The organism is Brevibacterium sp. CS2 (assembly GCF_005280295.1).
Taxonomy (GTDB): Bacteria; Actinomycetota; Actinomycetes; order Actinomycetales; family Brevibacteriaceae; genus Brevibacterium; species Brevibacterium pityocampae.
This window is the reverse complement of record NZ_CP040020.1, coordinates 284,503-299,523: the sequence shown is the minus strand read 5'-3', so window position 1 is coordinate 299,523 and position 15,021 is coordinate 284,503. Positions and strand designations below refer to the sequence as shown.

Below are 15,021 nucleotides of genomic sequence, written 5' to 3'. Positions count from 1 at the left end.
ACCATCCTGCCCGAGGCGGCGGGCCGCCTCAAGCATTCGCGGCGGGCGGCCGGGCGCGGATCAGCGTTCGGTGGGCCGTGTCCGCGGCACCCAGTAGGGTGGTCGATGTGTCCACCGCACTGTATCGCCGCTACCGCCCGGAGTCCTTCGACGAAGTCATCGGACAGGACCATGTCACCGGGCCGCTCCAGGCCGCCATCGACAACGGCCGCATCAACCATGCCTATCTGTTCTCCGGCCCGCGCGGCTGCGGCAAGACCACCTCGGCGCGGATCCTCGCCCGCTGCCTCAACTGCGAGCAGGGGCCCACTCCGCAGCCCTGTGGAGAGTGTCCCAGCTGCCGCGACCTCGCCAACGGCGGCCCGGGTTCGCTCGACGTCGTGGAGATCGACGCGGCCAGCCACAACGGCGTGGACGATGCCCGCGACCTGCGCGAGCGTGCGGTCTACGCCCCGGCGCGCGACCGGTACAAGGTGTTCATCCTCGACGAGGCGCACATGGTCACCACCCAGGGCTTCAACGCCCTGCTCAAGCTCGTCGAGGAGCCGCCGGAGCATGTGAAGTTCGTGTTCGCGACGACGGAGCCGGAGAAAGTCATCGGCACCATCCGCTCACGCACCCACCACTACCCGTTCCGGCTCGTCCCCCCGGAGATCCTCACCCGCTACCTGTCCGAGCTCTGCGAACGGGAGTCGGTGCCGGTGGGCAAGGGTGTGCTGCCGCTCGTCGTGCGCGCCGGCGGCGGCTCGGTGCGCGACTCCCTGTCCGTGCTCGACCAGCTCATGGCCGGCTCCACCGCGGACGGCATCGACTACCGGACGGCGGTCGCGCTGCTCGGCTACACCCCGGACTCGCTCCTCGGCGACATCGTCGACGCATTCGCCGCCGGCGACGGCGCCGGGGTGTTCCGGGTCGTCGACCGGGTCATCGAATCCGGTCAGGACCCGCGCCGCTTCGTCGAGGACCTGCTCGAGCGGTTCCGCGACCTCGTGGTCATCGGCGCGGCCCAGGAGCACGCGGCGGCATTCCTGCCCGAGGTGCCCGCGGACCGGCTCGAGCGGCTCGTCCAGCAGGCCCGTATCTACGGACAGGCTGAGCTGTCGCGCGCCGCGGACCTTCTCAACACCGGGCTGACGGAGATGTCGGGGGCGACCTCGCCGCGTCTGCAGCTCGAACTCATGTGCGCCCGCATCCTGCTCCCCGGTGCGGAGGACTCCCGCCGCTCAGCACTCTCCCGGGTGGAGCGGCTCGAACGACGGATCGGCATGACCCCCGCCGGCGTGGTCCCGGGCAGCGCGATCCCTGCAGCATCGGAAGCCGGCGGTTCGGGTGCCGGAGGCGCGGCCGGCGGTGGAACGGTGGCCGACGGGGCCGGAGCCGGTGGTCCGGTTCCCGGACGACAGGCCGGGTCCCCGGGCCCGGCGGCCACGGGCCCCGGTGCGCCGGAGGAGACCGCGCACGGCCGGGGCATGACGCAGCAGGCGGGCCGACCCACCACCCCCGCGGCCCGGCAGGTCGATGACGCGCTGGGCGACTTCGCGGCAGCGGCGGCCGCAGCCGAATCCTTCCTCGAAGAGGACCCCGCCGGGCCCACGCCGACGGCCCGGCCGGCCGCACGTGCCGGAGCGAGCGTGGATGCCGGGTCGGGCGTGGATGCCGGGCCGGCCTCGAGCGGCGGACGGACTGCGAACGATGGGGCACCGTCCGCTGGGGGTCCTGCCGGCGGTGAGCCCTCGTCCCGTGCGGAACAAGCACCTGCCCCTGCCCCTGCACCTGCACCTGAGCCTGCGCCTGCACCTGCGCCGGGGCCGGGTGCGGCACGCGCAGCAGATCCGGCTGCGAGCCGGGCGGATTCCGTCCGGCGGGGAGAGCCCGCAACCGGCGCGCAGGGACCAGCGGCGCCCCCGCGCCAGGAACAGGGCGAGGCGCCGGAGCGCTCGACGGAGCGTTCACCGCAGCCGGCGGCGCAGCAGCAAGGGGCCGCACCACAGCGGCCGACCTCGCAGCAGCAGCCGGGTCCGCGGGCCGCGGAGCCTGCGGCTCCCGGTGCCGCGGCGGGTGCGGAGATCGATGCGATCCGTCGCGCCTGGCCGGACATCCTGGAAGCCCTCGGTCGGCGGAGCAAGCTCGCGCGCGCCATCGTGAGCTCGAACGCGGTGCCGCAGGCCTTCGCCGCCGGCGTCCTCACCCTCGGCTTCAACAACCAGGGCTCGGTCTCCGGGTTCACCCGCGGAGCCAACGCTGTGAAGCTCGCCGAATCCGTCGCCGAGGTCCTCGGCATCGAGGCTCGCGTCGAGGTCGGCGAGGTCGGCGCCACCGTCGGCCGTACCGCGCCGGGACCCGGCGGCGAGCCGAACCGCGGTCCGGCCGCGCGCCGTCCCAGCCGTGAGGAGGTCGACTCGGTCGTCGGCTTGCGCGAGGCCGACCGTGAGCCCGTCGACCACGACCGGTTCTGGCAGACCCCACCCCCCGCGGGTGCCTGGAGCACCGAGGACTCCGGCGACGACGACGCGGAGGGCGACCCGCCGGCTGACCACTCGATCGACGCCGATCATGGGCCCGCCGCGGGCTCCGACCTCGTACCGGGGAGCTCCGACCTCGCCCCCGGGGACTCGGACCCTGCTCGCAGGGAGACCGCTGCGCTCGAGGGTGGGCGCGAATCGGACCCTGACACCGGACCCACTGGTGCGGAGCCTGCAGACGGCGGGTCCCCTGACAACAGGGTGCCTTCCACCGGAGACGAGCGCGCTCGGGACTCCGCGCCTGTCGAGGGCGCCGCAGAGGCCGGCGGCGACGGAGGCACCGAGGACGGCGGACCGGCCGGCGGCGGGCAGACCGACAATGGACTTCCCATGGAGAGCATGGCCAGGGACGTCGACACCAGCGCCGGCAGCGGTGCGGTCGACGCTCCCTTCGTCGCGGTCCCGCCTCCCTCCGACATCCCGGACTACCCCTACGGCGAGGACTACGGCGAGCCCTACGACGGGCCCGATCATGGCGACGGTCCGGGTGACCCGGGGCCGCCCGAAACCCACCGGGTCGGCCCCAACGACACCGACCCCGCAGGCGCGGGCGCCCCGGACACCGGCTCCGGCGACACCGATACCGCAGGCGGCCTCGACGACGACCTCGACTTCCTCGGGGCCTACGCGGACCCCGACATCGCGTTCACGAGCAACACCGGGACCGAACCGGCCCCTGGCGAAGCCGCCCGGGACGATTCCGAACCCCCTGCCGACCACCGGTTCGCGCACCTCGCCGCCCGCCGCGGCCAGGGTTCCGCACCCGCCGCCGCACCCGCACCCGCCGAACCGGAGCCCGACCCGGTGGAGAACTACGTCGACTACGACACCGAGGGCGACATCGACATCAGCGAGGCGCCGGAGTTCGGCGTGCCTGTGGTCGAGCGCCTCCTCGGCGGCGTCGTCATCGAGGAGGTCAACGAATGAGCATGCTCTACGAAGGCGCCCTGCAGGACCTCGTCGAGGAGTTCGGCAAGCTCCCCGGGATCGGTCCGAAGTCCGCTCAGCGTCTCGCCTTCCATGTCCTGCAGAGCCCGTCGGAGGACGTCGAGGCGCTGAGCTCGGCGCTCACCGAGGTCAAGAAGCGCGTGCGCTTCTGCGAGACCTGCGGCAATGTGTCCGAGGACACGCAGTGCGTGATCTGCAAGGACCCGCGCCGCGATCAGACGCTCATCTGCGTCGTCGAGGAGCCCAAGGACGTCGTTGCGATCGAGCGCACCCGCGAGTTCCGGGGCCTCTATCACGTGCTCGGCGGGTCGATCGACCCGATGGCCGGAGTAGGCCCCGACGATCTGCGGATCAAGGAGCTCCTGCCACGCCTCCAGTCCGGCGAGGTCACCGAGTGCGTCATCGCCACCGACCCCAACCTCGAGGGCGAGGCGACCGCGACCTACCTCGTGCGGCTCCTCTCGAGCGTCGGCATCACGGTGAGCCGCCTGGCCTCGGGCCTGCCCGTGGGCGGTGACCTCGAGTACGCCGACGAGGTCACCCTGGGTCGCGCCTTCGAGGGCCGCCGCTCCGTCACCTGAGCCCGCACCTCGGCTCCGGCCGCCCGCCTGTCGCGGCCGAGGACGACCGCGCGCAGGTGGGCCGGGATCGATCGCGTGGCCCCGCCTCACCTGCACCTTCACACGTATCGAAAATCGATACCTCGAACCGCTTGACTCCATATCGAATCTCGATAAGGATATTGACTATCGATACATCGAAAATCGATATGTCGATCGAGTCCATCGAAGACATCGAGTCCATCGAAGACATCGAGTCCATCGAAGACAAGGAGTCACCATGAGCACCCCCTCACCCACCCCCGCATCACCCACTCCGGAGACCTCCGCGCCGAGCGGATCGAAGCGCACCTGGACGGGACTGGAGATCTACCCCCTCGTCGTCGTCATCCTCATCATCGGCGGACGGGTCACCGAGCTGTTCCGGGCCTTCATCGACCGGACCTTCGAGGTCGATCTCGCCCTGCGCGGCGAGGAGCCGGTCACCACGCAGCTCGGCGACCATGAGGTGCTCGCCCGGGGCGTCATCGACTTCCGGCTGCCGGCCGACGACCTCGCCGGTGCGACCCAGGGCTTCCTCATCGCAGCCGACATCATCCTCGTCCTCGGGCTGCTGCTGGCCGGCTGGTGCGCCGTGCGCGCGATCGGCCTCGTGTCCAAGGGGCTGGCCTTCGACCCCCGCACGCGACGCTCGATGCGCGGACTGTTCTTCTCCGTCTTCGCCGCCGGCGCGGTGTCCGGCATCGTGCAGATGCTCGGCGACAACCTCGTGATCCGCGACCTCGGTCTGGCCGAGCTCCCGATCGACAACAGCATCCAGAGCGGACTGATCTGGGGCTGGCTCGCGGTCCTCGGCGGCATCGGCGTCATCGGCCTGCTCCTCGATCGCGGTGCCCGCGTCGAGGACGAGCTCGAAGGGGTCATCTGATGAGCGTCGACATCGGCACCCACAGCGTCCGCTGCCACCTCGACAGCCTGCTCGCGGAGCGCGGCAAGACCCTCACGGAGCTCTCCACCGAGGTCGGCGTCACCGTCGCCAACCTGTCGGTCCTCAAGAACAACCGGGCCAAGGCGATCCGCTACACCACCCTGGTGAGCCTGTGCAGCGCCCTCGACTGCCAGCCCGGAGACATCTTCACCGTCGAATGACCGACCCGATCGAGTGACCCGAGGCGGCGAGCCCCTCGACCCCGGCACCTTCCCCACCGGCACCCCTCGACCCGGAAGCACACCCACCCGCACACCCCTCGACCCCGGCACCACCCGACTGTGGGGCGTTCGGCGAAGAGTAGGACCATCAACGGTCGCACTCTCCGCCGAACGCCCCACAGTTCGCTCCGTTCCTGCCCGTGGATCCGCATGCCGGGCGGGTCCGCACCGTGCGCGGGGCCGACCGTACAATGGTCGCGAACGCACCCCGAGGAAAGTGACAGCCGTGAGCCTAGTCGTCCAGAAATACGGCGGTTCGTCCGTCGCCGACGCGGAATCAGTCAAGCGCGTCGCACGGCGCATCGTCGAATACCGCAAGTCCGGGCACGACGTCGTCGTCGTGGTGTCCGCGATGGGCGACAGCACGGACGACCTCATCGACCTCGCCAAGGAGGTCTCCCCGATCCCGCCGGCCCGCGAGCTCGACATGCTGCTCACCGCCGGCGAGCGGATCTCGATGGCGGTGCTCGCGATGGCGATCGCGAACCTCGGCTACGAGGCCCAGTCCTTCACCGGCTCCCAGGCCGGGGTCATCACCGACGAGTCCTTCGGCCGGGCCCGCATCATCGACGTCACCCCGGGCCGCATCCGGTCCGCGCTCGACGACGGCAACGTCGCGATCGTCGCCGGCTTCCAGGGCGTGAGCCAGACGACGAAGAACATCACCACGCTGGGCCGCGGCGGCTCCGACACCACCGCCGTGGCGCTCGCCGCCGCGCTCGGCGCGGACGTCTGCGAGATCTACTCGGACGTCGACGGCGTGTTCACCGCGGACCCGCGGATCGTGCCCTCGGCGAAGAAGATCGGCATCATCAGCTACGAGGAGATGCTCGAGATGGCGGCCTCGGGCGCCAAGATCCTCATGCTCCGGTGCGTCGAGTACGCCCGGCGCTACGGAGTGCCCGTCCACGTGCGCTCCTCGTTCTCCCAGCGGCAGGGCACCTGGGTGACCGATTCGCCCATCCCGGAAGACCTGCGCACCTCGACCACTGAACCAGAAACGGACGCATCCATGGAACAGGCAATCATCTCCGGAGTCGCGCACGATCGCTCGGAGGCCAAGCTCACCATCGTCGGCGTGCCCGACGTGCCGGGCAAGGCCGCCGAGATCTTCAGGACGATCGCCGGCCAGGAGATCGACATCGACATGATCGTGCAGAACATCTCCACCCGGGATCCCGGCCGCACGGACATCTCCTTCACCCTGCCCATGGCCGACGGCAGCAAGGCGATGGAGTCGCTCGAGGCGGCCAAGGGCTCGATCGGCTTCCACCACCTCCAGTACGACGACCAGATCGGCAAGCTCTCGGTGATCGGCGCCGGCATGCGCTCGCACCCCGGCGTCACCGCGACCCTGTTCGACGCGCTCTCGAAGGCGCACATCAACATCGACATGATCTCCACCTCGGAGATCCGGATCAGCGTCGTCACCAGCGCCGAGCTGCTCGACACCGCCGTCCGCGCCGCCCACTCCGCCTACGGGCTCGACACCGCGGACACCGAGGCGATCGTGTACGGAGGGACCGGACGATGAGCGCACTGAACATCGGCGTCGTCGGCGCCACCGGCCAGGTCGGCGGGGTCATGCGCGACCTCCTCGCCGCGGACCCCGGGTTCGAGATCGGCGACATCCGCTTCTTCGCCTCCGCCCGCTCCGCCGGCAGCACGCTGCCGTTCGCTGGCCGCGAGGTCACCGTCGAGGATGCCGCGACCGCCGATCCCAGCGGGCTCGACGTGGCGCTGTTCTCCGCCGGTGGGGCGACCTCGCGCGCGCAGGCCGAGCGCTTCGCCGCCGCCGGCGTCACCGTGGTGGACAATTCCTCGGCCTGGCGCATGGACCCCGAGGTCCCGCTCGTCGTGAGCGAGGTCAACCCCGGCGCCATCGCCGAGGCGCGCAAGGGGATCATCGCGAACCCCAACTGCACGACCATGGCCGCGATGCCGCCGCTCCAGGCGCTCCACGCCGAGGCCGGGCTCACCCGCCTCATCGTCAGCACCTACCAGGCGGTGTCCGGATCCGGGCTCGCCGGGGTCGAGGAGCTCTATACACAGGCCGAGTCCGCGCTGCCCGAGGCCCGCGCGCTCGTCCGCGACGGCGGGGCCGTGCAGCAGTCGCCGGAGATCTACATCGAGCCGATCGCCTTCAACGTCCTGCCGATGGCGGGCTCCGTGGTTGACGACGGGGAGAACGAGACCGACGAGGAGAAGAAGCTCCGCAACGAGAGCCGCAAGATCCTCGGCCTCCCCGACCTGCTCGTCGCCGGCACCTGTGTGCGCGTCCCCGTGTTCACCGGCCACAGCCTGAGCATCCACGCCGAGTTCGACCGCGAGATCACCCCGGAGCGCGCCCGCGAGGTGCTCGCCCAGGCCCCCGGTGTCGAACTCGACGAGGTGCCGACCCCGCTCAAGGCGGCCGGGCGGAACCCGTCCTACGTCGGCCGCATCCGCGCCGACCAGTCCGCCCCGGCCGGCCGCGGCCTCGTGCTCTTCGTGTCCAACGACAACCTCCGCAAGGGTGCCGCGCTCAACACCGTGCAGATCGCCGCGCTCATCGCCGCGCAGAAGGGTGGGACGGCATCCTGAACCGCCAGGGCCTCGGCCGGGCGACGGGCGCACTCGCCGCGGCCGGTGCGTTCGGCGCGGTCTGGGCCCTGGGCATCGAGCCGCACCTGTTCCGCATCCGCCGGCACCGGCTGCCCGTCCTGCCCGCCGGTTCTGCGCCCGTGCGCGTGCTCCACCTCTCCGATCTCCACCTCGCGCCGTGGCAGCGCCACAAGATGGCCTGGGTGCGAGGGCTCGCCGCGCTCGAGCCCGACCTCGTCGTCAATACCGGGGACAACTGGTCCGCGCCGATCCTGCCTGCCGTCCTCGACACCTACGGGGAGCTGCTCGACGTGCCCGGCGTGTTCGTGCTCGGCTCGAACGACTTCTTCGCACCCCGGGCCAAGAACCCGGCGCGCTATCTCAGGGGTCCCTCGGAGATCGAGGAGGAGCGTCCGCCGCATCCCCTGCCCACCCGGGATCTCGTCGAGGCCCTCACCGCCCGCAGCTGGCAGCTCCTCGACAACCGCGGCACGGAGCTCACCGTCAACGGGGTGCGGTTCTCCGTCTCCGGCCTCGGCGACGCCCACATGGACCGGGACCGGATCACCGCGGACCACCCGGCATTCGATCCCACCGCCGGGGTGCGCCTCGGCGTCACCCATGCTCCCTACCTCCGCACTCTCGACGCCTTCGCCCGGACCGGCGCGGACCTCGTCCTCGCCGGACACACGCACGGCGGGCAGATCCGGATCCCCTTCTGGGGTGCCCCGGTGACGAACTGCGACCTCGACCGGACACGTGCGCGCGGTGTGTTCGACCACCGCGGCACGACGGTGCACGTGTCGGCCGGGCTCGGGTTCTCCCCGTTCGCGCCCGCCCGCTTCTCCTGCCCGCCCGAGGTTTCGCTGCTCGAGCTCGTGCCCCGCGCGGACTGACGGCCACCACCGCAGGCGGGCCCGGGCTCGGGCGTTGTCCGGGCGTCGGCCGCGCGAACTGCGCAGTATCCGAAGATCGGCGCTCAATTGCGCGGCTGCTGTCGGATACCGCGCAGTTGGAGCATGGAGCACGGAGCATGGAGCACGGGGCCTCAGGGGGCTCAGGAGGTCGAGCAGGGCTTCGGGAGTTCGAGCAAGGGTCCGCAGGCGCCTCACCAGCGCCTCATCAGGAGGGCCGGAATCCCGCGATCGGGCTGGGCGCGCGCTGAAAGCTCCGGGCGCGCGGCTTCGCTATCATGGCGAGCATGGTGTCTCCTGCGTCAGATCCCCAGCAGAACAAGGTCCGGGCCTGGTTCCAATTCATCGCGGTCAGCGTGATCGCCGGTGTCGTCGGTGCCGGTCTGGCGATTCCCTCGGTCGGTGCGGTCTCCGCCGGCGCGGAGACCGCGGTCGACGTGTTCAACGCCCTGCCCGCCGAGCTCGAGGAGCGTCCGCTCGCCGAGCAGTCGCGCATGCTCGCCGCCGACGGCTCCGAGATCGCGACGTTCTACTGGCAGAACCGCCGCGAGGTCCCGCTCGAGGACATCTCGCAGGAGATGCGCGACGCCACCGTCGCCGTCGAGGACGCCCGCTTCTACGAGCACGGCGGCGTCGACGTGCAGGGCATCGCCCGCGCCGTCGTCCACAACCTCATCTCCGACGAGACCCAGGGCGGGTCGACGCTGACGCAGCAGTACGTGAAGAACGTGCTGGCGGAGAACGCCCACGCCGTGGACGACGCCGAGGGTGTCGACGCGGCCAAGGAGAGCGAGGGGACCGCCGGCTACGCCCGTAAGCTCCGCGAGGCCAAGCTCGCCGTCGCGGTGGAGAACAAGTACTCCAAGGACGAGATCCTCAACCGCTACCTCAACATCAACAACTACTCCGGCTCCCCGAACGTGTACGGCGTCGAAGCCGCCGCCTACCGCTACTGGGGCAAGTCCGCGAGCGAGCTCGACATCCAGCAGTCCGCGATGCTCGCCGGGATCGTGAAGAACCCCTCGGCGTTCAACCCGGAGCGGTTCGAGGAGCAGACGATCGAGCGCCGCAACGTCGTGCTCGGGCTCATGCTCGACCAGGAGAAGATCACCCAGGAGCAGTACGACGAAGCCGTCGACTCCGGTCTCGACCTCGACATCCACACGACTCCGAACGGTTGCGCGTCCGCCGGGAACATGGCGTACTTCTGCGACTTCGTGCAGCGCGTCATCGAGACCGATCCGGCCTTCGGCGAGACCGACGAGGAGCGCATCAACTTCCTCCAGCGCGGCGGGCTCGAGATCAAGACGAGCATCAACCCCGAGATCCAGAAGATCGCGGACAAAGAGGTCAAGAAGCGGATCCCCGTCGGCGACCCCTCGGGTGCGGGCCACTCGATCGTGTCCGTCGAACCCGGCACCGGTCAGGTCATCGCGATGGCCCAGAACCGCAACTACACGGTGACGGAGGGCGAGAAGGGCTCGGACACCCAGATCAACTACAACGTCGACCGCAAGCACAACGGGGCCAACGGCTTCCAGGTGGGATCGACGTGGAAGCCCTTCGTGCTCACCGAATGGCTCAAGGAGGGCAAGAGCCTCAACACCACCGTCAACGGCACCAAGCGCGAATATGCGGCCGGATCGTGGAAGTACGACGGCTGCGACAACAACGGCGCGAACTGGAACCCGAACAACGCCGGCGACGGCAAGCGCAATTCGAGCATGACCGCGCTGCAGGCGACGAAGAGCTCGGTCAACACCGGCTACGCGGCGATGGCGAATCAGCTCAACATGTGCGGGACCATGAAGACCGCGATGGACATGGGGCTCAAGTACGGCACCGGCGAGCAGCTCGACACCACGACGGAGAGCGGCCTCACCCTGGCCCTGCTGCCGTCCTCGGTTCTCGGCACCGTCGAGGTCGCCCCGATCGACCTCGCCAGCGCCTACGCGGTGTTCGCCTCCGGTGGCACCTACTGCCGCCCCACCCCGATCACCGAGATCACTGATCGCAAGGGTGAGAAGGTGGAGATCCCGAACGCCGACTGCCACGAGGTGCTCGACAAGAAGGTCGCCCAGGGCGTCGCCTATGCGCTGACCCAGACCTTCAATGGCGGCACCACGTCCTCGCTCAAGATCGGCAAGCCGGCCGGCGCCAAGACCGGTACGACGAACTTCGAGGTCGGCCACACCTGGCTCGCCGGGTTCACCAAGTCGATCTCCACCGCCGTGTGGACCGGTCACCCGGACAAGAGCATGGACTGGCGCAAGAACCGCAAGGGCAAGGTCCGCGGCTTCGTCTATGGCGCGACCTTCTCCGGCAAGACCTGGCAGTCCTACATGAGCAAGGCTGTCGACCACACCGACGGCAACACGTCCTTCGCCCGGCCCGATCCCTCGATCATGCGCGGCGGCGGCTCCGGCGGGGGCGGGGGCGAATCCGGCCCGCGCAACCGTCGTGGAGGCGGGGGCGGCGGCACCGGCGGCGGTGGCGGCGGAGGCGGCAACAACCGCCCGGCACCGGCACCTGCCCCGGACAACGGCGGCGGCAACGGTGGAGGAAACGGCGGCGGTGGCAACGGCGGCGGTGGCGACACCGGTGGCGGTGGCGGCGGCCAGGAGGACGAGGGCGGCAACGACCTCGCTCCGGCCATCGGCGGCTGACCTCGACCGGACCGGCACGGAACCGGCGCGCCGCACACCTCGGCGGCAGCACGCCACCCGGCCCGCACCGCGGCGGTCCGGTGGGGGAGACCCGGAGCCCCGACACGGCGACACCGGGTACCGTGGCAGCAGACACCTGACACCGCACCACGACAGCGACAGAAAGGCACCAGACATGCAGAAGTGGGAGTACGTCACCGTTCCGCTCATCGTCCACGCGACCAAGCAGATCCTCGACCAGTGGGGCGAGGACGGCTACGAGCTCGTCCAGGTGATCCCGGGACCGGACAACAACGGCCTGGTCGCCTACCTCAAGCGCCCCAAGCAGTGACGACGGGCCCGGCTGCAACAGCCGCGCCGGCCGCAGCAGCTGCGACGACATCAGCACCGACACCCTGAGCGAGGAGGCTCATATGACCCGCATCGAGACCCGGATCTCCGAGATCGGCCTCACCCTGCCCGAGGTCGCCGCACCCGCCGGCGCCTACGTCCCCGCCCTCGAGGTCGGCGACCTCGTCTACACCTCCGGGCAGCTCCCGATCGTCGACGGCGAGCTCGCCGTGACCGGCACCCTCGGTGCCGAGGTCGACGTCGCGAAGGGTTACGACGCCGCCCGGATCGCCGCCCTCAACGCGCTCGCCGCGATCAAGTCGGTGATCGGCGACCTCGACAACATCGAGCAGGTCGTCAAGATGACCGGGTTCGTGAATTCGGCCCCGGACTTCACCGACCACCCGAAGGTCATCAACGGCGCCTCGGAGTTCCTCCACGAGGTGTTCGGCCAGCGCGGCGCGCACGCCCGCAGCGCCGTCGGCGTGGCCGCCCTGCCGATGAACACCCCGGTGGAGATCGAGCTCATCGTCAAGGTGCGCCGCCTGGATGCCGTCGTCTGACAGGGAGTTCCCGGTCTCGCGCGAGCTCGAGCGTCTGCTCAGCCTGTTCGCCGCCGGTGACCGGCCCCCGCACCCGGACACCCCCACCCCGGCCGCCGCGATCGCGCTCATCCGCGACACGGCGGCCGGGGTGCAGGTTTTCGTCACCCGCCAGTCCGATGCCCGCGGCAACGCCGACCGGAACCGGTGGTCGTTCCCCAGCGTCGAGCTCAGCCCGAGCGACCTGCGGAGGCTCCCCCTGGCGGGCTGGTCGCCGGGGAAGTGCGCCGAGCAGCTGCAGATGAGCAGCTCCGGACGGGCGCTGTCGTACTTCGCCGGCGCCGCCCGGGCCGCGCTCCTCACCACCGGCATCCTGCTCGCCGAGGACATCGACGGGCGCGTGGTGACGACCGTGGACGCCCCCGACTGGGACGACGGGCGGTCCGAGCTCGCCGAACGCCGGCTGACCTTCCCTCAGCTGCTCGACGACCGCAGCCTGCGGTTCCGCCCGGACCTCCTCCATCCGTGGCTGCGCTGGGTCAACACACCCTGGCAGCTGCGGCGCTTCGACACCGTGTTCTTCGTCGCCGCGCTGCCGCACGTGCAGACGCTCGAGTTCCGCTCCCGGAACGACTCCTGGGGCGGCTGGATGACCCCGGCCGAGGTGCTCGAGGCGATCGGCCCCTCAGGGGGCGAACACATCTCCGTGGCGATGCGCCTCGTCTGCGAGAGCCTCGCCGCCGTGCCGACGGTGGGTGCGGCGATGGCGCGGGTGCGCGACGTGCGTCCCATGCACCCGGAGATCGTGCGCCACGACGACCGGTGGTGGGCGACCGTGCGTGCCCCCGGTGAGCCGGCGCGCCGCGCACAGCGCGACAGCGAGGCGACGGACCTCCAGGAGCCGCCGGAGGAGGAATCCGCCTCGCTCGTCGACGACGAGGAGGACGAGCCGGTCATCGACGAATCGTGTGCCTGAGCCCGGCAGCTCGTCGCACCTCGATAGACTGGGGCCATCCGCACCTTCCTCGACGACGAGAGGCCCCATGCGCATCCGAGCCGACAACCCCTCGCCCATGACCCTCGACGGGACGAACACCTACGTGCTCCTCAGCGCCGACGACTCCGGCGCGCTGCTCATCGACCCGGGCCCCGAGCTCGCCGCCCACCGCGAGGCGTTCCTCACCGAGATCGGCGAGCGAGAGCTCCGCGCGATCGTGCTCACCCACCAGCACGCCGACCATTCGGAGATGCTCGGCTCGATCGACGACTGGGCGCCCGAGGTGCCCGTCCACGCCGTGCTCGAGCGCTTCGCCCGGCACACGGAGCCGGTGGTCCACGGGCAGGAGATCACCTTCGGCGACGCCCCGGAGGACGTGGTCGAGGTCGTCGCCACCCCGGGCCACACCTCCGACAGCATCAGCCTCATCCACGGCGCCACCCTGTACTCCGGGGACACCGTGCTGGGCCGCGGCACCACCGTCGTCACCCACCCGGAGGGGTCGATCCGGGACTACCTCGGCAGCATCGAAGCGCTGCGCCGACTCGTCGACACCGGGCGGGTCGAGGTCATCGAGCCCGCGCACGGGCCGACGATCGAGAACCCCGCCGAGGTGCTCGCCCACTACGCCGCACACCGTGCGGAGCGCATCGAGCAGGTCCGCGATGCACTCGAAGCCGGCGCCCGCACGCCCGAGGAGGTGCGCGACGCCGTCTACCACGACGTGCCCGACGACGTCCGGGGCGCCGCCCTCCAGATCGTCAAGGCGCAGCTCGACTACCTCGGGCGTCTCTGAGCCGAGGTCTCGGTCGGCTCGGATGGCGCCCTCCGCGAAGACGCCGGACCGCGGTGAACCCAGAGCATCCGCCCGGTGATCCCAGCAGATCCACCGGGCGGGCACACGGAGCGCGACAGCGGCCCCGGACCGAGTGGTCCGGGGCCGCTGGACGTGGACGAGGCTGCGGCTTCAGCCGGCCGGGCGCACACTGGCCGCGCGGCCGGCGCCGGCAGGTGCTCAGTGCGCGCGGTTGCGCAGCCGGTCGAAGTCGAGGATGACGACGGCGCGCGCCTCGAGGCGCAGCCAGCCGCGGGCCGCGAAGTCGGCCAGCGCCTTGTTCACCGTCTCTCGGGAGGCGCCGACGAGCTGGGCGAGCTCCTCCTGCGTGAGATCGTGGGCGACGAGGGTGCCATCGGGCGCCTGCTTGCCGAATCGCTCGGCGAGGTCGAGCAGCGACTTGGCGACGCGACCGGGCACGTCGGAGAACACGAGGTCGCCGACGATGTCGTTGGTGCGGCGCAGGCGCTGGGCGAGCGACTTGAGCAGGTTCATCGCAGCCTGCGGGCGCTCCCGCAGCCAGGTCATGAGGTCCTCGTGCTTGAGGCTGAGCAGCTCGGTCTGGGACACGGCGGTGGCCGTGGTCGACCGGGCGCCCGGATCGAAGAGGGTGAGCTCGCCGATGATCTCGCCGGGGCCCACGACGCTGAGCAGGTTCTCGCGGCCGTCGGGGGATTCGCGTCCGATCTTGAGCTTGCCGGTCGACACGATGTAGAGCTCGTCGTCCGGGTCGCCCTCGTGGAACAGCGCGGTGCCGCGGCGCAGGCTGCGCGGCTTCATGATCTTCACCAGCGCACTGGTCGACTCGTCGTCGAGACCGTTGAACAGACTGGCGTTCCGCACTACTTCGATGTCCACTGATTTCCTCCTCTAGGTTCCCTGCTCTCAAATCTACAGGCTGGTAGCGGATTCGGA

Annotated in this window: 13 protein-coding genes; 12 read left to right on the top strand and 1 reads right to left on the bottom strand. The window is 70.7% G+C overall.

Annotation, left to right across the window (positions count from 1 at the left end; translation table 11 throughout):
- Positions 1-107 precede the first annotated feature (107 nt).
- From FDF13_RS01340 to FDF13_RS01285, 12 genes are all read left to right on the top strand, one after another.
- Positions 108-3,449 carry a DNA polymerase III subunit gamma and tau gene (locus tag FDF13_RS01340; protein ID WP_137318121.1) on the top strand — a complete coding sequence of 1,114 codons (3,342 nt, stop codon included), beginning with the start codon at positions 108-110 and terminating at the stop codon, positions 3,447-3,449.
- Positions 3,446-4,051, top strand: coding sequence for a recombination mediator RecR (gene recR / locus FDF13_RS01335; RefSeq protein ID WP_137318120.1), 606 nt, complete (start codon positions 3,446-3,448; stop codon positions 4,049-4,051). Before FDF13_RS01340 ends, recR begins: the two co-directional genes overlap by 4 nt.
- A 259-nt stretch (positions 4,052-4,310) precedes the next feature.
- On the top strand, positions 4,311-4,958 hold the full coding sequence (locus FDF13_RS01330; protein ID WP_137318119.1) for a hypothetical protein: 648 nt from the start codon (positions 4,311-4,313) through the stop codon (positions 4,956-4,958).
- Positions 4,958-5,179 carry a helix-turn-helix transcriptional regulator gene (locus tag FDF13_RS01325; protein ID WP_137318118.1) on the top strand — a complete coding sequence of 74 codons (222 nt, stop codon included), beginning with the start codon at positions 4,958-4,960 and terminating at the stop codon, positions 5,177-5,179. Before FDF13_RS01330 ends, FDF13_RS01325 begins: the two co-directional genes overlap by 1 nt.
- Positions 5,180-5,465: 286 nt before the next feature.
- On the top strand, positions 5,466-6,773 hold the full coding sequence (locus FDF13_RS01315) for an aspartate kinase (RefSeq protein WP_137318117.1): 1,308 nt from the start codon (positions 5,466-5,468) through the stop codon (positions 6,771-6,773).
- On the top strand, positions 6,770-7,822 hold the full coding sequence (locus tag FDF13_RS01310; RefSeq protein ID WP_137318116.1) for an aspartate-semialdehyde dehydrogenase: 1,053 nt from the start codon (positions 6,770-6,772) through the stop codon (positions 7,820-7,822). Before FDF13_RS01315 ends, FDF13_RS01310 begins: the two co-directional genes overlap by 4 nt.
- Before the next feature lie 140 nt (positions 7,823-7,962).
- The gene (locus FDF13_RS01305; protein WP_254668852.1) at positions 7,963-8,718 is read left to right on the top strand and encodes a metallophosphoesterase; all 756 of its coding nucleotides are present in this window, start codon (positions 7,963-7,965) and stop codon (positions 8,716-8,718) included.
- Positions 8,719-9,023: 305 nt separating this feature from the next.
- The gene (locus FDF13_RS01300; RefSeq protein WP_137318114.1) at positions 9,024-11,402 is read left to right on the top strand and encodes a transglycosylase domain-containing protein; all 2,379 of its coding nucleotides are present in this window, start codon (positions 9,024-9,026) and stop codon (positions 11,400-11,402) included.
- 175 nt (positions 11,403-11,577) lie between these two features.
- Positions 11,578-11,733 (top strand): hypothetical protein, encoded by a 156-nt coding sequence (locus tag FDF13_RS14580; protein WP_175406797.1) that lies wholly within the window; start codon positions 11,578-11,580, stop codon positions 11,731-11,733.
- Positions 11,734-11,815: 82 nt separating this feature from the next.
- The gene (locus FDF13_RS01295; RefSeq protein WP_137318113.1) at positions 11,816-12,295 is read left to right on the top strand and encodes a RidA family protein; all 480 of its coding nucleotides are present in this window, start codon (positions 11,816-11,818) and stop codon (positions 12,293-12,295) included.
- Positions 12,282-13,250: a hypothetical protein gene (locus tag FDF13_RS01290; RefSeq protein WP_137318112.1), complete on the top strand. Its 969-nt coding sequence runs from the start codon at positions 12,282-12,284 to the stop codon at positions 13,248-13,250. The genes FDF13_RS01295 and FDF13_RS01290 overlap by 14 nt, the downstream gene beginning before the upstream one ends.
- Positions 13,251-13,317: 67 nt before the next feature.
- Positions 13,318-14,067 carry an MBL fold metallo-hydrolase gene (locus FDF13_RS01285; protein WP_137318111.1) on the top strand — a complete coding sequence of 250 codons (750 nt, stop codon included), beginning with the start codon at positions 13,318-13,320 and terminating at the stop codon, positions 14,065-14,067.
- Positions 14,068-14,286: 219 nt separating this feature from the next.
- On the opposite strand, the gene FDF13_RS01280 is transcribed toward FDF13_RS01285, so the two are convergent.
- The gene (locus FDF13_RS01280; RefSeq protein WP_137318110.1) at positions 14,287-14,964 is read right to left on the bottom strand and encodes a Crp/Fnr family transcriptional regulator; all 678 of its coding nucleotides are present in this window, start codon (positions 14,962-14,964) and stop codon (positions 14,287-14,289) included.
- Positions 14,965-15,021 lie beyond the last annotated feature (57 nt).